General features: G+C 43.0%; 18 protein-coding genes, 3 tRNA genes, 3 rRNA genes, 1 other RNA gene and 1 other annotated feature. Of the genes, 20 read left to right on the forward strand and 5 right to left on the reverse strand.

Annotated elements, in window-relative coordinates:
* Nucleotides 1–88 precede the first annotated feature (88 nt).
* On the forward strand, nucleotides 89–1,414 hold the full coding sequence (locus tag MHH68_RS00075) for a D-alanyl-D-alanine carboxypeptidase family protein (RefSeq protein WP_061406459.1): 1,326 nt from the start codon (nucleotides 89–91) through the stop codon (nucleotides 1,412–1,414).
* Between the two features lie 41 nt (nucleotides 1,415–1,455).
* Here MHH68_RS00075 and MHH68_RS00080 read toward each other — a convergent pair whose 3' ends face one another.
* The gene (locus tag MHH68_RS00080; RefSeq protein ID WP_339164668.1) at nucleotides 1,456–2,934 is read right to left on the reverse strand and encodes a PLP-dependent aminotransferase family protein; all 1,479 of its coding nucleotides are present in this window, start codon (nucleotides 2,932–2,934) and stop codon (nucleotides 1,456–1,458) included.
* 245 nt (nucleotides 2,935–3,179) lie between these two features.
* Between MHH68_RS00080 and pdxS the strand changes: the two genes are divergently transcribed.
* From pdxS to MHH68_RS00105, 5 genes are all read left to right on the forward strand, one after another.
* A complete protein-coding gene (gene pdxS / locus MHH68_RS00085) occupies nucleotides 3,180–4,064 on the forward strand; it encodes a pyridoxal 5'-phosphate synthase lyase subunit PdxS (RefSeq protein WP_034666107.1) in 885 nt (294 codons plus the stop codon).
* Between the two features lie 21 nt (nucleotides 4,065–4,085).
* Entirely contained in the window at nucleotides 4,086–4,676 is a 591-nt protein-coding gene (pdxT, locus tag MHH68_RS00090) for a pyridoxal 5'-phosphate synthase glutaminase subunit PdxT (protein ID WP_339164669.1), read from the forward strand.
* A gap of 53 nt (nucleotides 4,677–4,729) precedes the next feature.
* Nucleotides 4,730–4,946: a binding site (T-box leader), on the forward strand.
* 49 nt (nucleotides 4,947–4,995) lie between these two features.
* Nucleotides 4,996–6,270, forward strand: a complete 1,275-nt coding sequence (gene serS, locus MHH68_RS00095; protein ID WP_169057716.1) for a serine--tRNA ligase — start codon at nucleotides 4,996–4,998, stop codon at nucleotides 6,268–6,270.
* A gap of 102 nt (nucleotides 6,271–6,372) precedes the next feature.
* Nucleotides 6,373–7,203, forward strand: a complete 831-nt coding sequence (locus MHH68_RS00100; RefSeq protein WP_058015903.1) for a methyl-accepting chemotaxis protein — start codon at nucleotides 6,373–6,375, stop codon at nucleotides 7,201–7,203.
* Between the two features lie 130 nt (nucleotides 7,204–7,333).
* A tRNA-Ser gene (locus MHH68_RS00105) sits at nucleotides 7,334–7,426 on the forward strand.
* Between the two features lie 88 nt (nucleotides 7,427–7,514).
* Here MHH68_RS00105 and MHH68_RS00110 read toward each other — a convergent pair.
* The 4 genes from MHH68_RS00110 to MHH68_RS00125 all read right to left on the reverse strand — a co-directional run bounded on the left by MHH68_RS00110 (nucleotide 7,515) and on the right by MHH68_RS00125 (nucleotide 10,775).
* Nucleotides 7,515–8,174, reverse strand: coding sequence for a deoxynucleoside kinase (locus MHH68_RS00110; protein ID WP_058015902.1), 660 nt, complete (start codon nucleotides 8,172–8,174; stop codon nucleotides 7,515–7,517).
* The gene (locus MHH68_RS00115; RefSeq protein ID WP_058015901.1) at nucleotides 8,171–8,794 is read right to left on the reverse strand and encodes a deoxynucleoside kinase; all 624 of its coding nucleotides are present in this window, start codon (nucleotides 8,792–8,794) and stop codon (nucleotides 8,171–8,173) included. The genes MHH68_RS00110 and MHH68_RS00115 overlap by 4 nt, the downstream gene beginning before the upstream one ends.
* A gap of 79 nt (nucleotides 8,795–8,873) precedes the next feature.
* Nucleotides 8,874–10,175: a glycoside hydrolase family 18 protein gene (locus MHH68_RS00120; protein WP_339164670.1), complete on the reverse strand. Its 1,302-nt coding sequence runs from the start codon at nucleotides 10,173–10,175 to the stop codon at nucleotides 8,874–8,876.
* A gap of 45 nt (nucleotides 10,176–10,220) precedes the next feature.
* Nucleotides 10,221–10,775, reverse strand: coding sequence for an isochorismatase family cysteine hydrolase (locus MHH68_RS00125; RefSeq protein WP_339164671.1), 555 nt, complete (start codon nucleotides 10,773–10,775; stop codon nucleotides 10,221–10,223).
* Between the two features lie 79 nt (nucleotides 10,776–10,854).
* On the opposite strand from MHH68_RS00125, the gene tadA reads away from it, so the two are divergent.
* The 14 genes from tadA to MHH68_RS00195 all read left to right on the forward strand — a co-directional run bounded on the left by tadA (nucleotide 10,855) and on the right by MHH68_RS00195 (nucleotide 21,648).
* The gene (gene tadA, locus MHH68_RS00130) at nucleotides 10,855–11,331 is read left to right on the forward strand and encodes a tRNA adenosine(34) deaminase TadA (RefSeq protein WP_058015899.1); all 477 of its coding nucleotides are present in this window, start codon (nucleotides 10,855–10,857) and stop codon (nucleotides 11,329–11,331) included.
* Between the two features lie 76 nt (nucleotides 11,332–11,407).
* Nucleotides 11,408–11,672: signal recognition particle sRNA large type (ffs, locus tag MHH68_RS00135), an RNA gene on the forward strand.
* A 329-nt stretch (nucleotides 11,673–12,001) separates the two neighbouring features.
* The gene (dnaX, locus tag MHH68_RS00140; protein ID WP_339164674.1) at nucleotides 12,002–13,714 is read left to right on the forward strand and encodes a DNA polymerase III subunit gamma/tau; all 1,713 of its coding nucleotides are present in this window, start codon (nucleotides 12,002–12,004) and stop codon (nucleotides 13,712–13,714) included.
* A 26-nt stretch (nucleotides 13,715–13,740) separates the two neighbouring features.
* A complete protein-coding gene (locus MHH68_RS00145) occupies nucleotides 13,741–14,064 on the forward strand; it encodes a YbaB/EbfC family nucleoid-associated protein (protein ID WP_008342011.1) in 324 nt (107 codons plus the stop codon).
* 15 nt (nucleotides 14,065–14,079) lie between these two features.
* Nucleotides 14,080–14,676, forward strand: coding sequence for a recombination protein RecR (gene recR / locus MHH68_RS00150; protein WP_003218094.1), 597 nt, complete (start codon nucleotides 14,080–14,082; stop codon nucleotides 14,674–14,676).
* A gap of 18 nt (nucleotides 14,677–14,694) precedes the next feature.
* Complete coding sequence (locus tag MHH68_RS00155) at nucleotides 14,695–14,919, forward strand: YaaL family protein (RefSeq protein WP_003218088.1); 225 nt, start codon at nucleotides 14,695–14,697, stop codon at nucleotides 14,917–14,919.
* 66 nt (nucleotides 14,920–14,985) lie between these two features.
* The gene (locus MHH68_RS00160) at nucleotides 14,986–15,249 is read left to right on the forward strand and encodes a pro-sigmaK processing inhibitor BofA family protein (RefSeq protein ID WP_008342006.1); all 264 of its coding nucleotides are present in this window, start codon (nucleotides 14,986–14,988) and stop codon (nucleotides 15,247–15,249) included.
* 276 nt (nucleotides 15,250–15,525) lie between these two features.
* Nucleotides 15,526–17,074: ribosomal RNA gene (locus tag MHH68_RS00165) — 16S ribosomal RNA — on the forward strand.
* 95 nt (nucleotides 17,075–17,169) lie between these two features.
* Nucleotides 17,170–17,246, forward strand: a tRNA-Ile gene (locus MHH68_RS00170).
* A 14-nt stretch (nucleotides 17,247–17,260) separates the two neighbouring features.
* Nucleotides 17,261–17,336 (forward strand) — tRNA-Ala (locus MHH68_RS00175).
* A gap of 98 nt (nucleotides 17,337–17,434) precedes the next feature.
* Nucleotides 17,435–20,365 (forward strand): 23S ribosomal RNA (locus MHH68_RS00180).
* A gap of 61 nt (nucleotides 20,366–20,426) precedes the next feature.
* A 5S ribosomal RNA gene (gene rrf, locus MHH68_RS00185) occupies nucleotides 20,427–20,542 on the forward strand.
* Together the 16S, 23S and 5S rRNA genes with 2 tRNA genes alongside form the textbook arrangement of a ribosomal RNA operon.
* 171 nt (nucleotides 20,543–20,713) lie before the next feature.
* Nucleotides 20,714–20,905, forward strand: coding sequence for a sigma factor G inhibitor Gin (locus tag MHH68_RS00190; protein ID WP_058015823.1), 192 nt, complete (start codon nucleotides 20,714–20,716; stop codon nucleotides 20,903–20,905).
* 128 nt (nucleotides 20,906–21,033) lie between these two features.
* Nucleotides 21,034–21,648 carry a 5-bromo-4-chloroindolyl phosphate hydrolysis family protein gene (locus MHH68_RS00195; RefSeq protein WP_003217944.1) on the forward strand — a complete coding sequence of 205 codons (615 nt, stop codon included), beginning with the start codon at nucleotides 21,034–21,036 and terminating at the stop codon, nucleotides 21,646–21,648.
* Nucleotides 21,649–21,662: the final 14 nt, after the last annotated feature.

Here is a 21,662-nt window from a genome sequence, read left to right on the forward strand (position 1 = left end):
AAAATTTATACTGTTGTGTTGAAATAAGCCCTTGTGGATTAAATATATATGAAATATGTCGAAAAAGATGATAACGGAGGTATGACGATTGAACAGCAAGATATTGAAACAGCTTATGGTCTCTATCCTTGCACTGGCATTGATTGTGACAGCATTTACACCAATGTCCAAAGCAAAAGCAGCTGAAGATCCATTCAATGTGAATGCGAAAGCAGCGATCCTAATTGAAGCTTCTACAGGTAAGATCCTTTATAGTAAGAACGCAGAACAAAGACTGCCTATTGCAAGTATGGCAAAGATGATGACAGAGTATCTATTACTAGAGGCGATTGCTGAAGGCAAAGTGAAATGGGATCAAACGTATACGCCAGATGATTATGTATACGAAATTTCTCAGGACCGCAGTTTATCTAACGTTCCTTTGAGAAAAGATGGCTCGTATACAGTGAAAGAACTTTATCAAGCAACGGCTATTTATTCGGCAAATGCAGCAGCAATTGGCTTAGCAGAAGTGATTGCTGGATCAGAATCGAAGTTCGTTGAAAAAATGAATGCAAAAGCGAAAGAACTAGGTTTAACAAATTACAAATTCGTGAATGCAACTGGACTAGAAAATAAAGACTTACATGGCAAACAGCCAAAGGGTACAGGTCCTGATGAAGAAAGTGAAGTATCTGCGAAAGATATGGCATTGCTTGCACAGCATCTCATCAAAGACCATCCAGAAATCCTTGAAACATCAAGTATTGCGAAAACAAAGTTCAGAGAAGGCACAGACGATGAAATGGACATGCCTAACTGGAACTTCATGCTTAAAGGACTTGTGAAGGAATATGAAGGTGTAGACGGCTTAAAGACAGGTTCTACAGATTCAGCTGGTTCTAGCTTCACAGGTACCGCTAAACAAGGTGACATGCGTGTCATCGCAGTGATCTTGAATGCAAAAGGTAATCTTCATACAGCACGTTTCGACGTGGCGAAAAAACTGTTCGATTATGCGTTTAAAAACTTCACGATGAAAGAAATGTACAAAAAAGGTCAACAGATCAAAGGACATGAAAACATCGAAGTCGACAAAGGCAAAGACAAAGAAGTACCTGTCGTTACGAAAGAAGCTTTCTCTGTGCCAGTCAAAAATGGCGACGAAAAGAGCTTCAAAGCAAAAGTAAATATCGAGAAAACGAAACTAGAAGCTCCTATGAAAAAAGGAACGAAGGTTGGCATGCTGACGACTTCTTATTCAGGTAATGAGAAGGACTACGGCTATTTGAATAAAGATCAATCAGGTGTTGAGCTTATAACGAAAACAGGCGATGAAAAAGCAAACTGGTTCATCCTTGCAATGCGTAGTGTAGGTGGATTCTTCGCTGGCATTTGGGGCGGAATCGTTGACACAGTAAAAGGTTGGTTCTAATAAAAAACTGCTCTCTATGCATGAGAGCAGTTTTTTTATCGTTAAAAGAAAAGCGATTGTTTGTGATTTTGAGGAGTGGACAAGGCTTGCTGAAAAATACCACATAATTTTTCCACACCTTCATACAGCGCTTTTTCATTCACATAAGAAAAGCTGAGGCGGATATAGTTTTGCTTCGGCTCCCCAGGATAGCACACAGAGCCAGGCAAAAAGGTGATTTGCTGTTTGCGTGCCTCATGCAGCAGTGCACGTGTATCAACCCAGGAAGGAAAGCTAAGCCATAAATTGAGCCCACCCTGAGGGATTTGCCACGTCACATCTTTTGGTGCATGCTTCGTTAACACATCTATCATTAAATCACGTCTCACCTTCAAGGCGGTTCGCAGCTTTTTTGTATGATCAATCATTTTATTTGAAGTCAGAAATGGCAGAATGGCTTTTTGTGTGAGAAGAGGGCTACCTAAATCATTATTGGCCTTTGCAGCTAATAAACGATTAAATATTGAGCCTGAAGCAGTAATAATCCCAATTCTGCATCCTGGAGCAAGTGTTTTACTTAAACCGCGTAAATAAATGACATGTCCATCATGATCCAGACTTTTAATAGGTGCAGGCGGCTTCTTTTCGAAATATAGCTCACGATAAGGATCATCCTCTACAATGAGACAATCAATACTTTGAGCCAGTAAGAGAAGTTGTTTTCTGCGTTTCATTGACATACTTGCGCCTGTCGGACTGTGAAAAGTAGGAATCGTGTAGATGAGCTTTGGTTTATACTTATCACAAATGCTTTGAAGCTGCTTCATGTTCATTCCTTCATGATCAACAGGGACTGTAATAATTCTTGCCCCTCTACCCATAAAGACATCAATGGCGCCTGGATAGGTTGGTGCTTCCATGACAACTACATCATCAGGACCGATAAACGCACGTGCGACCAAATCAAGCCCTTGCTGAGAACCACTAGTTACAAGGATATTCTCAGGAGTAGAAGGCACATCCAACTTTTCTAAAAAAGACTGAATGACTTGCCGAAGCTGAAGATCCCCTTGAATTTCCCCATACTTAGACATGATTTGAGGATGTCTGGCTAGGACATGCTGCATTTCCTTTTCTAAATACCGGTTTGGCAAAAGTCCTGGATCGATCATAGAGGAAGAAAGGTTGATCGCTTCTTCGACATAGTGATACTGAGCAAATTGAGATCGTGGTAAATAATCCGGAATGGATAACTGCCAGTCAAAAGAGGTAGATGACGGAACCGGAACATCTGACTGCTTTTGCAGCTCATCCACAAACGTACCTTTTCCTTGCACAGTCGTTAAATATCCGTCGTCCTTCAGCCGAGTGTATGCCTTTGCTGCCGTGACAAGACTCACATTCAGCTGCTTTGCCAAATCACGCACAGTTGGCAGCTTATCTCCCTGTTGAAGCAAACCCGATTGGATATGATCAATGATTGAAAAGTAAATCTGATTTGAAAGCGATGTATCAGAATGTCGATGGATATCAATATGCATGAGAAACCTCCATTGAGTGCAAAATTGTTATACATGAATTTGAATTGTTATAGTTGTATTATAGCATGTAAATGACACTTCAAAGAAAGAATGACATATTTTTAGTAGGTAATCGTTTATATACAAGGGTTTAAGCTTTTTTTTTGGCTGATTGAATTGTTATACTATTCTCTTTATTGTTATACTGTCTCGCTTGTATGATAAAGGGGTAAATCAATCGAATTGACAAATGGGAGGAAACTATTGTGAGCAATAAGGGAACTGAACGAGTGAAACGTGGAATGGCAGAAATGCAAAAGGGTGGCGTCATTATGGATGTCGTCAATGCTGAACAGGCAAAGATTGCAGAAGAAGCAGGTGCGGTGGCAGTTATGGCACTAGAACGCGTACCAGCTGATATCCGTGCAGCCGGCGGTGTTGCCCGTATGGCAGACCCAAGAATCGTAGAAGAAGTACAAAATGCAGTAACGATTCCAGTCATGGCAAAAGCACGTATCGGCCATATCGTCGAGGCTCGTGTTCTTGAAGCACTTGGTGTTGATTATATTGATGAGAGTGAAGTGCTGACGCCCGCAGATGAGGAGTTCCATTTAAATAAAAATGAATACACAGTACCTTTCGTTTGTGGTTGCCGTGATTTAGGTGAAGCAACCCGTCGTATTGCAGAAGGCGCTTCTATGCTTCGTACAAAAGGAGAGCCTGGGACAGGCAACATTGTAGAAGCTGTCCGTCATATGAGAAAGGTCAATGCTCAAATTCGTAAAGTAGCAGCAATGAGTGAAGATGAATTGATGACAGAAGCGAAGAACCTAGGAGCACCGTACGAATTATTGCTTCAAATCAAAAAAGACGGCAAGCTCCCAGTTGTTAACTTTGCAGCGGGAGGCGTTGCGACACCAGCCGATGCTGCGTTAATGATGCAGCTTGGAGCAGACGGTGTATTTGTTGGATCTGGTATTTTTAAATCAGACAATCCAGCGAAATTTGCAAAAGCCATTGTTGAAGCAACGACTCACTTCACAGATTACCGTCTCATTGCAGAACTTTCAAAAGAGCTTGGAACAGCCATGAAAGGAATTGAAATCTCAAATCTACTGCCAGAAGAGCGTATGCAAGAGCGTGGCTGGTAATTAAGGGAGCGGCAAACGAACATGCTAACAATTGGTGTATTAGGGCTTCAAGGAGCCGTGAGAGAGCATATTCAATCGATTGAAGCCTGTGGCGCAGAAGGGAAGATCATCAAACGAGCAGAAGAGCTAGCATCTGTTGACGGTCTTATTATTCCTGGTGGAGAAAGTACGACGATGAGAAGACTCATGGATACGTACCAATTCATTGAACCGATCAAATCGTTCGCTGCAGAAGGGAAACCGATCTTCGGAACATGTGCCGGCTTGATTATGCTGGCAACGCATATAGAAGATCGAGACGATGCGCATCTTGGACTGTTACATGTATCTGTTGCACGGAATTCATTTGGCAGACAGGTAGACAGCTTTGAAGCAGATTTAGAAGTAAAAGGACTGGATGTGCCGTTTACGGGAGTGTTCATCCGTGCGCCTCATATTATCAGCGCAGATGAGAGCGTAGACATCATGGCCGAATATGATGGCAGGATTGTCATGGCGAAGGAAAACAATATCTTAGGCTGTTCTTTTCATCCAGAGCTGACAGACGACCACCGATTAACACAGCTGTTTGTTGAAATGGTGAAGTCCTATAAAACGAAGCTCGCTGTATAAAACGGTTGAAAAGAGATAAAACTTATAGTACATTAAAATCACAATCAAAGATCGAAAAAGCGTTGACGGGAAATAGTAAGAAGCCCCTCTTTCTCAGAGAGCCGATGGTTGGTGCGAATCGGTGAAAGATGCAGTCTGAATCCATCCTTGAGCGAAATGCTGAAACACGAGAAGTAAGCATTTACGGTGATACCGTTACAGAGGAAAGAGGAAAGCATGCTTCTGCATGTTTTCAATCAGGGTGGCAACGCGAGAGCTCTCGTCCCTTTCATGGGATGAGGGCTCTTTTTATTTTTCGATAAAAAAAGGAGTGTTATACATGCTGGATATTAAACAACTGCGCACGGACTTTGATCAAATCAAAGAAAAATTAGCACACCGAGGCGAAGATTTAGCAGATTTTGATAAGTTTGGTGAGCTGGATCAAAAAAGAAGAGAACTAATCGGAAAAACAGAAGAATTAAAGAGCCGAAGAAATGAAGTATCACAGCAAGTGGCTGTGCTAAAAAGAGAAAAGAAAGACGCCGATCACATTATTCAAGAAATGCGTGAGGTAGGAGATGAGATTAAGAAGCTGGATGATGAGCTAAGAACAGTAGAAGAAAGCTTGCAGCACATCTTATTCTCTATTCCGAATATCCCTCATGACACTGTACCCGTTGGGGAAACAGAAGATGACAACGTGGAAGTGAGAAAATGGGGCGAACAGCCTGCATTCTCATTTGAGCCAAAGCCACATTGGGACGTAGCGGATGAACTAAACATTCTCGATTTTGAACGTGCAGGAAAAGTCACAGGAAGCCGTTTCGTTTTTTATAAAGGGCTTGGCGCACGCTTAGAGCGCGCACTATACAACTTTATGCTCGATTTGCACGTAGATGAGTTTGGTTTTACTGAAGTGCTTCCACCTTACATGGTCAATAGAGCAAGCATGACAGGGACTGGACAGCTTCCAAAATTCGAAGAGGATGCCTTTAAAATCCGTGAAGAAGATTATTTCCTCATTCCAACAGCTGAAGTACCTATTACCAACATGCACCGTGATGAAATTCTTGAAGGGGAACAGCTGCCAATCAATTATGCAGCATTCAGTGCTTGCTTTAGATCAGAGGCTGGATCTGCCGGCAGAGATACACGCGGACTTATCCGTCAGCATCAATTTAATAAGGTAGAGCTTGTGAAATTTGTAAGACCTGAAGATTCTTATGAAGAATTAGAGAAACTAACAAACCAAGCAGAAAAAGTCCTTCAGCTATTAAACCTGCCATACCGTGTCATGAGCATGTGTACCGGAGATTTAGGCTTCACGGCTGCGAAGAAATACGACATCGAAGTATGGATTCCGAGCCAAGATACGTATCGTGAAATTTCTTCTTGCAGTAACTTCGAAGCGTTCCAAGCAAGACGTGCAAACATTCGATTCCGTCCAGAGCCTAAAGCCAAGCCAGAACATGTGCACACATTAAATGGATCTGGTTTAGCAGTAGGAAGAACCGTGGCGGCCATTTTAGAAAACTATCAACAAGAGGACGGTACTGTGATTATTCCTGAAGTACTGCGTCCTTATATGGGAAATAAAGAAGTAATTAAATAAGATGCCGCTATGGCATCTTATTTCTTTTTCCCAAAAGTCCTACAGTTTTCCTAAATTTAGCCGATAGAAATACTAAAAGCTTCTAGGAAAGAAGGAATAACCTTGAATAGGCTTGACTATTATGTTGAAATGGCTCAATTAGTTAGGAAAGTTCTAGATGAAAGTATCCTTTTCGGCATCACTGATACAGAGAAGGTGCTTTGTTACTATCCGTCTAACACAATAGATTTTGGCATGAAGGTTGGAGACCCATTGAACCCAGAAGACCAAAACGTGGCGACGACATTAAGAGGACAAGAATATGACGGTCATTTACCAGAGTCTTTATATGGTTATGAAATTGCAGTAAAAGGTTACCCGATTTTTGATGAAAATAGAAAAGTAATTGGCTCTTTTTTAGTGGCATTTTCACATCATCGTGAAAAGAAACTAAGTGGTTATATGGAACATATCAATGATGTAGCGAAAGAACTTCAAAGTGGGATCGAGCAAATTGCTGCGCATTCACAAGAGCTGGCAGCCACAAGTTTAGAAATAAGCGAACAGGCAGGAAGAGCGGAAGAGAAATCCGCAAATATTGAAGAAGTCGTCAAAACCATTGGCGGGATTGCTAGACAAACCAACTTGCTAGGCCTAAATGCTGCAATTGAAGCAGCAAGAGCAGGTGAGAATGGAAAAGGATTTGCTGTCGTAGCTGATGAAGTTCGTAAATTATCAGATGGCTCAAAGGAAGCGGCTGAAACCATTAATACCTTCTTAAAAGAGATCCAAGACAGCATCGGCACTTTGTCTGAAAACATCTCACAAATCAGCAGCTCAACAAATGAACAAGCCAAACAAGTGACAGACTTTACGAAAATTATCGAATCATTAAATGAGTTTAAAGAAGAGATGAATCATTTTATTGAAGAGATTAGACAGGATACAAAATAGATCAAGAGCAGCCGTCGATGGCTGTTTTTTTATGGGCAGATTCTCATGCCAAAATAACTTATTGAAATTTTTTTTCGAAAAGATGTTGACTTGAAATAAATCGATATGGTATATTAATTCTTGTCGATACGGAGGAATACCCAAGTCCGGCTGAAGGGATCGGTCTTGAAAACCGACAGGGGTGTCAAAGCCCGCGGGGGTTCGAATCCCTCTTCCTCCGCCATATTGATTTTTTACCTTAGTTGAATTGAAACGCAAGCATAAAAATTGGAATTGTCAAACCGCTGCATTCGCGAAATGCAGCGGTTTTTTTATTTTGTTTTAGAGCGATTTTTTTGAATAACAGAAGCTATCTCATGAAGAATGGGCTCAAGTGAGCTTTCATCATGAAGTAAGTCGTAATCTTCAATGTTAATTTTAATCACTGGACATAAATCGAATTGTTCGATCCATTCCGTGTATCGCGTGTACATTTCCTCCCAATAGGCTCGATCCGTTTGAGTTTCCATCTCTCTGCCGCGTTCCTCAATACGATGTAAAATATGATCTAAATCCCCGTGTAAATAGATAAGAACATCAGGGTGAGGGAAGTAAGGTGTCATCACCATCGCATCGAATAGACTCGTATACGTTTCATAATCTACTTCAGACATCGTACCTTTGTCCGCATGCATTTTTGCGAAAATGCCCGTGTCCTCATAAATTGAACGATCTTGCACATATCCTCCACCAGATTCAAAAATCCGCTTTTGCTCCTTAAAACGCTCAGCTAGGAAATAAACCTGTAAATGGAAGCTCCATCTTTGGAAATCTGAATAAAAGGGCTCTAAGTAAGGGTTATCATCTACTTTTTCAAGAGAGGTTTGAAAGCCGAGCTTGTCCGCTATTGTTTTAGTCATAGTTGATTTTCCGACACCAACAGTCCCGGCGATTGTGATCACTGCATCCTTTGGTATTTCAATATTGTTCATAGCACTTGCTCCTTTATGTTCTGTACAATTTGCTGGTAATCTTGCTGTGAGGAAACGAAGTCTGTATGATCTCCTTCAATGGTAATGATAGGAAGCCCTGGGTCAGTCTGTTTTAAATGTTCAATGGCCAGCTCATAATCTTCAATGAGTGTTTTTAAATAAGCCGGGTCAATGTCTTCTTCAAAAGAGCGTCCTCTCATCTGTATTCTTTCAAGTAAGGTAGGAAGGCTCGCTTTTATATAGATGATGGCATTTGGTTTAGGAAGATCATCTGTTAGCAGGTGATAGATCTTTCTGTATTTGTCCATGTGCTTTTTTGATAATGTTCTTTCTGCAAATATCATATTTTTATAGACATGATAATCAGTGACAATCGGCTGCTGTTGATTCACATAGGTTTCTTGAATAGATTCTAATTGTTTGAACCGATTGCATAAAAAGAACATTTCAAGCTGAAAGCTCCATTGTTCCATATCTTCATAAAATTTATCTAAGAATGGATTTTCTTCTACAATCTCTTTTACTAAAGGAAATTGAAATTCCTTCGCAAGCATTGTAGCCAAAGTTGTTTTTCCGGCTCCAATCGGGCCTTCCACTGCAATAAAAGGGGCAGGATACATAGGCGTTCTCCTCTATCTATAAAGTTGTCAAACCAATGTATATTGTACCATACCCCTTCCGAGAGATAGAGCGAACGGATTACGATGTCGTTCTTTTTTCAATATTAAATTGATCTGATAATAAGAGCCAATTTTGAGGAAAGGATAGACCTAATTTCCAATAAGCAATTCCGTTCAAGTTTAACTCTTTGATGAGGTTGAACTTTGCTTGAATTGATCTAGCATCTTCGAACCATACCTCATGCTCTTTATTATTGGCATCTGTATAACGAAAATAAGGTGCTTGTGCTGTTTCGTCATATAGAATGGAGGCATTATTATTTCTAGCAATTGCAATCGCTTGTTGTGGACTGACAGCTTTAGCAATCGGACCGCCTTGAACGTAAGGAAGCGTCCAATCATAGCCGTATAAGTTCTGGCCCATAACAATTTTATTAGCTGGAATAACGGTCAGTGCATATTCAATGACTTGGCGGACAGGTCCAATGGGAGAGACTGCTTGCGCAGGGCCGCCGCTGTATCCCCATTCGTAGGTCATTAATACAACATGATCGACGATCTTCCCAATGGCTTCATAGTCATGAGCTTCATACCATTTCCCCTTTTGCTGACTACTGGTTTTAGGGGCAAGTGCAACAGATATTGTCCATCCTTCTTGATGGAAGCGGGTTGTTGCCTCTCTTAAAAATTGAATGTAGGCATCTTTATCAGCGGGACGTAAATATTCAAAATCAAAATGGATTTCTTTTAATTGATACTTTTTTGCAACACGAACGATTTCATTTAAAAATGTGGCTTTGACAGATTGGTTATTCAAAAGAATTTGCCCAAGTTCATCACTGAATTTATCATTCTCTAGATTAGTCACCACCATGGATAAAACGGTTCTGCTCTGAGCGGCTATTTGAGGTAGCTGATCTAACGGTGGTTCTTTCAGTGTTCCATCTCTTTGCGCTTGAAAACTAAAGGCGCCTAAATGCGTTAAATATGGAGAGGCCTCTCTAGCTGCTTGTTTTAAGTTTTCACTGACTTGATTTCCTCGTGGTTCAATGTAAGCATTCGAATTAATGTTCCTTTTAGGTCTTTGAGGAATATAGAGCAAGAAGCGAATAGGAAGTATCACTTCAGGCCGTATTCTATTCACACGTGCCAACTCTTCCACTGAAATTCGAAATCGTCTTCCAATTTGATAAAGTGTGTCATTTTGTTTGACCTCATAAAATTGTCCTCTAATTGGAATGACAATTGTTTGTCCAATGACGAGTTGATTTGGTGTTTCAATATCGTTGGTACGGATGATTTCATTGACTGTTGTTTTAAAACGCATGGCAATTTCGTTTAAAGTATCTCCTCTTTTGACAACATAAATTTGAATAGTCAACGCCCCCTTTGTTATTGCTAACAATTTATGAGGGTTATGGATAAATCATGTTTGATTTTCATTCGTGATCTCTTTAGCAGTGGTGATTTTTGCTAGTAGAACGTTCTCCATCATCGTTAAAGCATATTCGTTGTCTTTATCGTCATTTGATGCGATACAATCTTTAGGTACAATTAAATTGTATTCTCGCATGTATGCGTCATTTGCAGTGAACAGAACGCAAATGTTTCCTGCAATTCCGGTCAAAATGATGTCTTGCACACCTAATTCATTTAAGAGTGTCTCTAATGCAGTTCCATAGAAGGCAGAATGCTTTGGTTTAATTAAGAAGTAATTATCTTTAGATGGTGCCATTTTCTCTAAAATAAGGGCGCTTCTTTCGTTCTTGCATGTTTCCATCACAGCTTGAATATCAGCCTTCCAGAGACCATAGTGGTCGTTGATATAGATGATCGGCCAATTTTCCTTGAAAGCACGATCTTTAAGAGCTAAAATCTTATTGGTCATTTGCTCTGTTTTATCAGCGAGCACATGTCCCATTTCAAAATCAAAATTATTAATCATGTCGATAATAAGCAGTGCCTTTTGGTGCTTTTGCAAAGTAAGACCCCCTTTAAAAGATTGTGCTAATATGTTAACCTCAATATCCTTTTAAAAAACATGAAAAGAGAGCCGTGCTATGACGAGAGATGAACAGTTTATGCAAGAAGCTATTTCTGAAGCCTTAAAAGCAGAACAAATAGGAGAAGTCCCAATCGGTGCCATCATCGTTTTAGATGACCAAATTGTGAGCCGTGCTCATAATTTAAGGGAAACAGAGCAGCGTTCAATTGCACATGCAGAATTACTTGCTATTGATGAAGCGTGTAAAACGACTGGAAGCTGGCGTTTAGAAGATGCTGTACTTTATGTGACGCTTGAACCATGCCCTATGTGTGCGGGAGCGATTGTCCTTTCTAGAGTGAAAAAGGTCGTTTTCGGTGCATACGATCCAAAAGGTGGATGTGCAGGTACTTTAATGAATTTACTGGATGATGAACGGTTCAATCATCAGTCTGAAGTCATTGGTGGTGTACTTGAAAATGAGTGTGGTGAGCTGTTAAGTCAGTTCTTCCGAAATCTCCGTCAGCGAAAGAAACAAGCTAAAAGTAAATGAATGGATGTCGTTTGCAATTTCGACTATAAGAAGGTATACTTATGTCTGCGTCACTAACAATTTAATATTCATTTTGCCGTGCTAAGCGGGGAGGTAGCGGTGCCCTGTACTCGCAATCCGCTCTAGCGAGGCCGAATCCCTTCTCAAGGTTCGTTTACTTCAAGGTCTGCCTTAAATAAGTGGTGTTGACGTCTGGGTCCTGCGCAATGGGAATTCATGAACCATGTCAGGTCCGGAAGGAAGCAGCATTAAGTGAAACCTCTCATGTGCCGCAGGGTTGCCTGGGCCGAGCTAACTGTTTAAGTAACGCTTGGGGTAGCGAATCGACAGAAGGTGCACGGTAAATCAATATTAAATGTAACTCATCTAGTTAATCTAGGTGAGTTTTTTGTTGCTGTTTAAAGAATAGTTCAGCTGCTTTTTTTATACAAATAGTCAAAAAATCTTTTTTGAGTCTTTTTGTTTTTTATTAATCACAATGAGAACTAGTGTTCTTAGTGGCGTGGCAGATCAATTCGAAAATCTAGAAAACAGATTTTTGATTCACAGAAAGTAGAAAATCTATAGTTGAAATCATCATTTTCGTTTATTAGAAAATAAAGGTGTGCTTTTGAATTGATCGGTGCATCATGTATAATAAAAAAGATGATAAATGGAGGAGGGCGTATTTGTGAGTTATCAAGCTTTGTATCGAGTGTTCAGACCTCAAGTTTTTGAGGATGTTGTTGGACAAGAACACATCACAAAAACGTTGCAAAATGCCCTTTTGCAGAAGAAGTTTTCTCATGCTTACTTATTTTCAGGTCCTAGAGGAACAGGTAAAACAAGTGCTGCTAAAATCTTTGCGAAGGCAGTGAACTGTGAAAAGTCACCTGTGAGTGAACCTTGTAATGAATGTGATGCCTGTAAAGGGATTACAAACGGCTCGATTTCAGATGTGATCGAAATAGATGCTGCCTCAAACAACGGCGTAGATGAAATCCGTGATATACGTGATAAAGTGAAGTTTGCACCTTCGGCGGTTACATATAAGGTTTATATTATAGATGAAGTACATATGCTCTCTATCGGGGCGTTTAATGCCCTTCTTAAAACGTTAGAGGAGCCGCCCGCTCATTGTATCTTTATTTTGGCTACCACAGAGCCTCATAAAATTCCTCTTACCATCATATCTCGTTGTCAGAGATTTGATTTTAAACGAATTACGACAAAAGATATTGTTGGAAGAATGCAGAAAATTGTAGATGCAGAAAGCCTAAATGTACAAGAGGGCTCGCTCGAGATTATCTCTAGTGCAGCTGATGGTGGTATGCGTGATGCACTAAGCCTCTTAGATCAAGCCATTTCATTTAGTGGTGAGCAACTGACAATTGATGATGCGCTGCTCATTACAGGAGCTGTTTCTCAGCAATTCATTAGTCAGCTAGCCGAAGCAATTTTTGATCAAAATATTGCCGTGGCGTTAGATACCTTAAATGAATTACTTCAGCAGGGGAAAGATGCTGCTAAATTAATTGAGGACATGATTTTTTATTTTAGAGATATGCTGCTTTATAAAACAGCACCAGATTTGGAAGGAGTCCTTGAAAAGGTAAAGGTCGATGAAAATTTCGTGACGCTTTCGGATCGTGTGACACCTCAATTTCTATATGAAACAATTGAAGTGCTGAATAAAAGTCACCAAGAAATGAAATGGACGAATCATCCGAGGATTTTCTTTGAGGTAGCTGTTGTTAAGCTATGTCAGTCAACGGCTGGAATACCGCAAGCTCATGCTAACGCTGATTTAACGACACTAACGGATAAAATAGACAGGTTGGAACAGGAGCTATCTAGGATAAGAGCTGAGGGTGTGCCAATGTCTCATTCTCATCATCCTCAAGAAAAAAAGGAAGCACCTCGACCACAAACGAGTAACAAAAATGGATACCGTGCACCTGTCGGCCGAATTCACGAGATTCTAAAAGAAGCAAAACGTCCAGAGTTAGAAAAAATTAAAGGCAAATGGGGAGAACTCCTTGCCCACTTGAAACAGCAGAATAAGGTGTCTCACGCTGCACTATTAACGGACAGTGAACCAGTTGCTGCTGCTACTCATGCCTTTGTTTTAAAATTCAAGTTTGAAATACATTGTAAAATGGTTGCTGAAGATAAAAGTGGTGTTCGAACCAACCTTGAGCAGCTATTAGAGTCTATGTTAGGTAAAAGAGTGGAATTAGTTGGCGTTCCTGACGCTCAATGGGGTAAAATAAGAGAAGAATTTTTAAGAGATCATCAGCCGGATGAACAGGCAGATGGTCAGGGGACTTCTGCTGAAGAAGATCCGTTGATTGCAGAAGCTAAGAAGTTAGTAGGAACCGATTTAATTGAAATTAAAGATTAATAAAAATGAAAGAGAGTGGTGTTCATATGCGCGGTGGAATGGGAAATATGCAAAAAATGATGAAACAAATGCAAAAAATGCAAAAGGATATGGCTAAGGCTCAAGAAGAGCTTGCAGAAAAAGTCCTTGAAGGTACAGCAGGTGGCGGTATGGTCACTGTAAAAGTAAATGGACAAAAAGAAGTTGTCGATGTAGCAATCAATGAAGAAGTTGTTGATCCAGAAGATATCGATATGCTTCAAGATCTTGTACTTGCAGCAACAAACGACGCATTGAAAAAAGTGGATGAGTTAACAAATGAAACAATGGGTCAATTCACAAAAGGAATGAACATGCCAGGTTTATTCTAGGAGGAATAACTGAAGATGCAATATCCTGAACCAATATCAAAGCTGATTGACAGCTTTATGAAATTGCCAGGAATCGGACCAAAAACTGCGGTCCGTCTGGCTTTTTTTGTTCTTAGTATGCAGGAAGATGTCGTACTAGATTTCGCGAAGGCGCTTGTTAACGCAAAGCGTAATTTAACTTATTGCTCGGTATGCGGCCATATCACAGATCAAGATCCTTGCTATATTTGTGAAGATACAAGAAGAGATCAATCTGTTATCTGTGTAGTGCAAGATCCAAAAGATGTGATCGCAATGGAAAAGATGAAAGAATACAACGGCTTATATCATGTGCTTCATGGTGCCATTTCGCCGATGGATGGCATTGGCCCAGAGGATATTAAAATTCCTGACCTGTTAAAAAGATTGCAAGACGATCAAGTGACAGAGGTAATACTTGCAACCAATCCAAACATTGAAGGAGAGGCTACAGCCATGTATATCTCTAGATTGTTGAAACCATCAGGAATTAAACTCTCTCGTATTGCTCACGGACTACCAGTAGGTGGAGATTTAGAGTATGCGGATGAAGTCACACTGTCTAAAGCTCTAGAGGGCAGACGTGAGATGTAGGAAGGAGAAGTACGGTACATGGGTTTTCTTCGCAGAAAATCAATTCGAAAAGAATTCGATGAGAAATTAATTCAACAGCTTTTTAAGCAAAAGGAAGAATGGAACAGACAAAAAAAGCTTGTCGCAAATAGCGTTGAGCCTTCACCGGACATTCTATTCGAATTAAAGCTTGCTCAAGCGAAGTACTTTTTCTATCTAAGAGAAGCGAAAAAGAGGAATTTACGTTTAAACAACTGGAGATAGCAGGTCTATTTTATATAGTCCTCTCATATGCTTGTACTATTCTTATGAAGAGGAGATGAGAGGATTATGGAACCTGTTATTGTGATCGGATCAATTTTGCTAGCTGTGCTATTGTTGTTTATGTCAGGTGTTCAAGCGAACCCCTTCAAATGGTTAGGGCTGATCGGAGTTAAGTTTGTGGCAGGTGCTCTTTTTTTATTTTGCCTCAATCTATTTGGTGAGAGTCTAGGATTACATGTTTCTATTAACCCTGTAACAAGTGGAATCAGTGGTTTATTGGGCATCCCAGGCGTAGCAGCGTTAGTCGTAATAGAAAAATTTATTATTTAATGAAAAATATTGTTGACTTTGATCCTGTATGGTGGTAAATTAATATACGTCGCTGATGACGAAGAAACGAAAAAACATGATAACAAAAAAGTTGTTGACATTAACAATTTAAATGTGGTATGATGTTCTAGTCGCTTCTGAAGCGGTAAACAAGTTCTTTGAAAACTAAACAAGACAAAACGTACCTGTTAATTCGAGTTTTTATAAAAAAATCCTATGAAACATCATAGGTAGTCAGTCAAACGCTGACGAAAAACAAAACTTCGGTTTTGTACTTTTTCGGAGAGTTTGATCCTGGCTCAGGACGAACGCTGGCGGCGTGCCTAATACATGCAAGTCGAGCGAACAGAAGGGAGCTTGCTCCCGGATGTTAGCGGCGGACGGGTGAGTAACACGTGGGTAACCTGCCTGTAAGACTGGGATAACTCCGGGAAACCGGAGCTAATACCGGATAGTTCCTTGAACCGCATGGTTCAAGGATGAAAGACGGTTTCGGCTGTCACTTACAGATGGACCCGCGGCGCATTAGCTAGTTGGTGGGGTAATGGCTCACCAAGGCGACGATGCGTAGCCGACCTGAGAGGGTGATCGGCCACACTGGGACTGAGACACGGCCCAGACTCCTACGGGAGGCAGCAGTAGGGAATCTTCCGCAATGGACGAAAGTCTGACGGAGCAACGCCGCGTGAGTGATGAAGGTTTTCGGATCGTAAAGCTCTGTTGTTAGGGAAGAACAAGTGCGAGAGTAACTGCTCGCACCTTGACGGTACCTAACCAGAAAGCCACGGCTAACTACGTGCCAGCAGCCGCGGTAATACGTAGGTGGCAAGCGTTGTCCGGAATTATTGGGCGTAAAGGGCTCGCAGGCGGTTTCTTAAGTCTGATGTGAAAGCCCCCGGCTCAACCGGGGAGGGTCATTGGAAACTGGGAAACTTGAGTGCAGAAGAGGAGAGTGGAATTCCACGTGTAGCGGTGAAATGCGTAGAGATGTGGAGGAACACCAGTGGCGAAGGCGACTCTCTGGTCTGTAACTGACGCTGAGGAGCGAAAGCGTGGGGAGCGAACAGGATTAGATACCCTGGTAGTCCACGCCGTAAACGATGAGTGCTAAGTGTTAGGGGGTTTCCGCCCCTTAGTGCTGCAGCTAACGCATTAAGCACTCCGCCTGGGGAGTACGGTCGCAAGACTGAAACTCAAAGGAATTGACGGGGGCCCGCACAAGCGGTGGAGCATGTGGTTTAATTCGAAGCAACGCGAAGAACCTTACCAGGTCTTGACATCCTCTGACAACCCTAGAGATAGGGCTTTCCCTTCGGGGACAGAGTGACAGGTGGTGCATGGTTGTCGTCAGCTCGTGTCGTGAGATGTTGGGTTAAGTCCCGCAACGAGCGCAACCCTTGATCTTAGTTGCCAGCATTTAGTTGGGCACTCTAAGGTGACTGCCGGTGACAAACCGGAGGAAGGTGGGGATGACGTCAAATCATCATGCCCCTTATGACCTGGGCTACACACGTGCTACAATGGACAGAACAAAGGGCTGCGAGACCGCAAGGTTTAGCCAATCCCATAAATCTGTTCTCAGTTCGGATCGCAGTCTGCAACTCGACTGCGTGAAGCTGGAATCGCTAGTAATCGCGGATCAGCATGCCGCGGTGAATACGTTCCCGGGCCTTGTACACACCGCCCGTCACACCACGAGAGTTTGCAACACCCGAAGTCGGTGAGGTAACCTTTATGGAGCCAGCCGCCGAAGGTGGGGCAGATGATTGGGGTGAAGTCGTAACAAGGTAGCCGTATCGGAAGGTGCGGCTGGATCACCTCCTTTCTAAGGATATATGGAGCAGTGTGCGTTTTCGTCTTGTTTAGTTTTGAAGGAACTTACAAAAGATCCTACAACATCATATCTTCGATATGAAAGATGGGCCTGTAGCTCAGCTGGTTAGAGCGCACGCCTGATAAGCGTGAGGTCGGTGGTTCGAGTCCACTCAGGCCCACCATCTTCTATTAAATCGGGGCCTTAGCTCAGCTGGGAGAGCGCCTGCCTTGCACGCAGGAGGTCAGCGGTTCGATCCCGCTAGGCTCCACCAACGTGTTCTTTGAAAACTAGATAACAATAAGTAATACATTCACATTGAATGCAATGCAAAGTTCATCACACATAGTGATTCTTTCTAAAGTAAGAAATGGTTAAGTTAGAAAGGGCGCACGGTGGATGCCTTGGCACTAGGAGCCGATGAAGGACGGGACGAACACCGATATGCTTCGGGGAGCTGTAAGCAAGCTTTGATCCGGAGATTTCCGAATGGGGAAACCCACTGCTCGTAATGGAGTAGTATCCATACTTGAATACATAGAGTATGAGAAGGCATACCCGGGGAACTGAAACATCTAAGTACCCGGAGGAAGAGAAAGCAAATGCGATTCCCTGAGTAGCGGCGAGCGAAACGGGAACAGCCCAAACCAAGAGGCTTGCCTCTTGGGGTTGTAGGACACTCTATACGGAGTTACAAAGGAACGATATAAGCGAAGAGGTCTGGAAAGGCCCGCCAAAGAAGGTAACAGCCCTGTAACTGAAATGTTGTTCTCTCCAGAGTGGATCCTGAGTACGGCGGAACACGTGAAATTCCGTCGGAATCCGGGAGGACCATCTCCCAAGGCTAAATACTCCCTAGTGACCGATAGTGAACCAGTACCGTGAGGGAAAGGTGAAAAGCACCCCGGAAGGGGAGTGAAATAGATCCTGAAACCGTGTGCCTACAAGTAGTCAGAGCCCGTTAAAGGGTGATGGCGTGCCTTTTGTAGAATGAACCGGCGAGTTACGATCCCGTGCAAGGTTAAGCAGAAGATGCGGAGCCGCAGCGAAAGCGAGTCTGAATAGGGCGCATGAGTACGTGGTCGTAGACCCGAAACCAGGTGATCTACCCATGTCCAGGGTGAAGTTCAGGTAACACTGAATGGAGGCCCGAACCCACGCACGTTGAAAAGTGCGGGGATGAGGTGTGGGTAGGGGTGAAATGCCAATCGAACCTGGAGATAGCTGGTTCTCTCCGAAATAGCTTTAGGGCTAGCCTCAAGGTAAGAGTCTCGGAGGTAGAGCACTGATTGGACTAGGGGCCCCTACCGGGTTACCGAATTCAGTCAAACTCCGAATGCCGATGACTTATCCTTGGGAGTCAGACTGCGAGTGATAAGATCCGTAGTCGAAAGGGAAACAGCCCAGACCGCCAGCTAAGGTCCCAAAGTATACGTTAAGTGGAAAAGGATGTGGAGTTGCTTAGACAACCAGGATGTTGGCTTAGAAGCAGCCACCATTTAAAGAGTGCGTAATAGCTCACTGGTCGAGTGACTCTGCGCCGAAAATGTACCGGGGCTAAACGTATCACCGAAGCTGCGGACTGTTCTTACGAACAGTGGTAGGAGAGCGTTCTAAGTGCTGTGAAGTCAGACCGGAAGGACTGGTGGAGCGCTTAGAAGTGAGAATGCCGGTATGAGTAGCGAAAGACGGGTGAGAATCCCGTCCACCGAATGCCTAAGGTTTCCTGAGGAAGGCTCGTCCGCTCAGGGTTAGTCGGGACCTAAGCCGAGGCCGAAAGGCGTAGGCGATGGACAACAGGTTGATATTCCTGTACCACCTCCTCACCATTTGAGCAATGGGGGGACGCAGGAGGATAGGGTAAGCGCGGTATTGGATATCCGCGTCCAAGCAGTTAGGCTGGGAAATAGGCAAATCCGTTTCCCGTGAAGGCTGAGCTGTGATGGCGAGCGAAATTTAGTAGCGAAGTTCCTGATTCCACACTGCCAAGAAAAGCCTCTAGCGAGGTGAGAGGTGCCCGTACCGCAAACCGACACAGGTAGGCGAGGAGAGAATCCTAAGGTGATCGAGAGAACTCTCGTTAAGGAACTCGGCAAAATGACCCCGTAACTTCGGGAGAAGGGGTGCTTCTTAGGGTGTTAAAGCCCCGAGAAGCCGCAGTGAATAGGCCCAGGCGACTGTTTAGCAAAAACACAGGTCTCTGCGAAGCCGTAAGGCGAAGTATAGGGGCTGACGCCTGCCCGGTGCTGGAAGGTTAAGAGGAGCGCTTAGCGTAAGCGAAGGTGCGAATTGAAGCCCCAGTAAACGGCGGCCGTAACTATAACGGTCCTAAGGTAGCGAAATTCCTTGTCGGGTAAGTTCCGACCCGCACGAAAGGCGCAACGATCTGGGCACTGTCTCAACGAGAGACTCGGTGAAATTATAGTACCTGTGAAGATGCAGGTTACCCGCGACAGGACGGAAAGACCCCGTGGAGCTTTACTGCAGCCTGATATTGAATGTTGGTACAGCTTGTACAGGATAGGTAGGAGCCTTGGAAACCGGAGCGCTAGCTTCGGTGGAGGCATCGGTGGGATACTACCCTGGCTGTATTGACCTTCTAACCCGCTGCCCTTATCGGGCAGGGAGACAGTGTCAGGTGGGCAGTTTGACTGGGGCGGTCGCCTCCTAAAATGTAACGGAGGCGCCCAAAGGTTCCCTCAGAATGGTTGGAAATCATTCGCAGAGTGTAAAGGCACAAGGGAGCTTGACTGCGAGACCTACAAGTCGAGCAGGGACGAAAGTCGGGCTTAGTGATCCGGTGGTTCCGCATGGAAGGGCCATCGCTCAACGGATAAAAGCTACCCCGGGGATAACAGGCTTATCTCCCCCAAGAGTCCACATCGACGGGGAGGTTTGGCACCTCGATGTCGGCTCATCGCATCCTGGGGCTGTAGTCGGTCCCAAGGGTTGGGCTGTTCGCCCATTAAAGCGGTACGCGAGCTGGGTTCAGAACGTCGTGAGACAGTTCGGTCCCTATCCGTCGCGGGCGCAGGAAATTTGAGAGGAGCTGTCCTTAGTACGAGAGGACCGGGATGGACGCACCGCTGGTGTACCAGTTGTTCTGCCAAGGGCATCGCTGGGTAGCTATGTGCGGACGGGATAAGTGCTGAAAGCATCTAAGCATGAAGCCCCCCTCAAGATGAGATTTCCCATTCCGCAAGGAAGTAAGATCCCTGAAAGATGATCAGGTTGATAGGTCTGAGGTGGAAGCGTGGTGACACGTGGAGCTGACAGATACTAATAGATCGAGGACTTAACCTATATTCTATTGTGAAGTTTGAACATTGTTATCTAGTTTTGAGAGAACATTCTCTCCATCAGGTTTGGTGGCGATAGCGAAGAGGTCACACCCGTTCCCATACCGAACACGGAAGTTAAGCTCTTCAGCGCCGATGGTAGTTGGGGGTCTCCCCCTGTGAGAGTAGGACGCCGCCAAGCTTGTCTAAGGATCAGTTCCATTAGGAACTGGTCTTTTTTGTTTTTTAAGAAAAGGAACAAACACCCGATCTGACATGGATACATATACTAAACTACCATCTAAAACATTCTTAATTTTGTATACAATTGAAAGCGCTAGGGCATACTGAAGCTATAAGTGGAGGTGTCACAATGGACAAAAAAGAGCGAGAAGCGATTTGTTTGATTTGTGAAGAGAACAAGACAAAGGGAATTTATTTATATCATCAGTTTTTGTGCCGAGACTGTGAGCGAAAGTTAATTTCTACATCGACCTCGGATCCTAGCTATTCCGATTATGTGAGAAAGCTCAAAAATCTTCATACGCCGCCTTTGTATTCATAGACCACTAGATGGTCTTTTTTTATGAGCTATGAAGGATTGGGCTTGTTTTTTGGAACTTAGTTTGGACATCATCCGTAATTCATAATAAGATAAACAGAGAGCCTGATTATTCATAGGAGTCGATAAACATGAAATCAATCTTTTATACATTTATATGGGCCATCCTCTCTACTTTTTTTTCGCTTGTGATTTTAACCGTCAGTATAGGGGTTTTCCATCATCATGCTGGATTATCGATACTGTATGCGATGATTGGGTGGGGTGTGATGTTTGTAGGGAGCAGATGGACTGCTTTCCAATTGTTTTTAAAGAAACACGGACTGTCTCGTAGTGATTATGTATATATCAAACAGCATTTAAAAGAAGCAGGGCAAAAGCTTGTGCGTTTAAAAAAAGCTTTATTTGCTGTGAAAAACGTACAAACAATCAAACATAATTATGAAGTTTTTCGGCTTGCACGACGAATCTATACAATAACAAAAAAAGAGCCTAATCGATTTTATGATGCACAGCGCTTTTATTTTGAAAGCTTGGATTCTGTCGTTGAACTAACTGAGAAATATGCACTCTTGTATAATCAGCCTAATCGTAGTCATGAGCTGGAAATGACATTGAGCCAAACCCGAGTGACATTGACAGAGCTGCAAAAGCAATTGACGAATGATTTGCAGCAAGTGTTAGGAAGAGATATAGAAGCTCTTCATATTGAGCTTGAAGTAGCTGATAAAATGATGAAGAAATAGATGAAAGGAGTCAA

It is taken from the genome of Bacillus sp. FSL K6-2841, from assembly GCF_037976435.1.
In the GTDB taxonomy this organism is placed as follows: domain Bacteria; phylum Bacillota; class Bacilli; order Bacillales; family Bacillaceae; genus Bacillus; species Bacillus pumilus.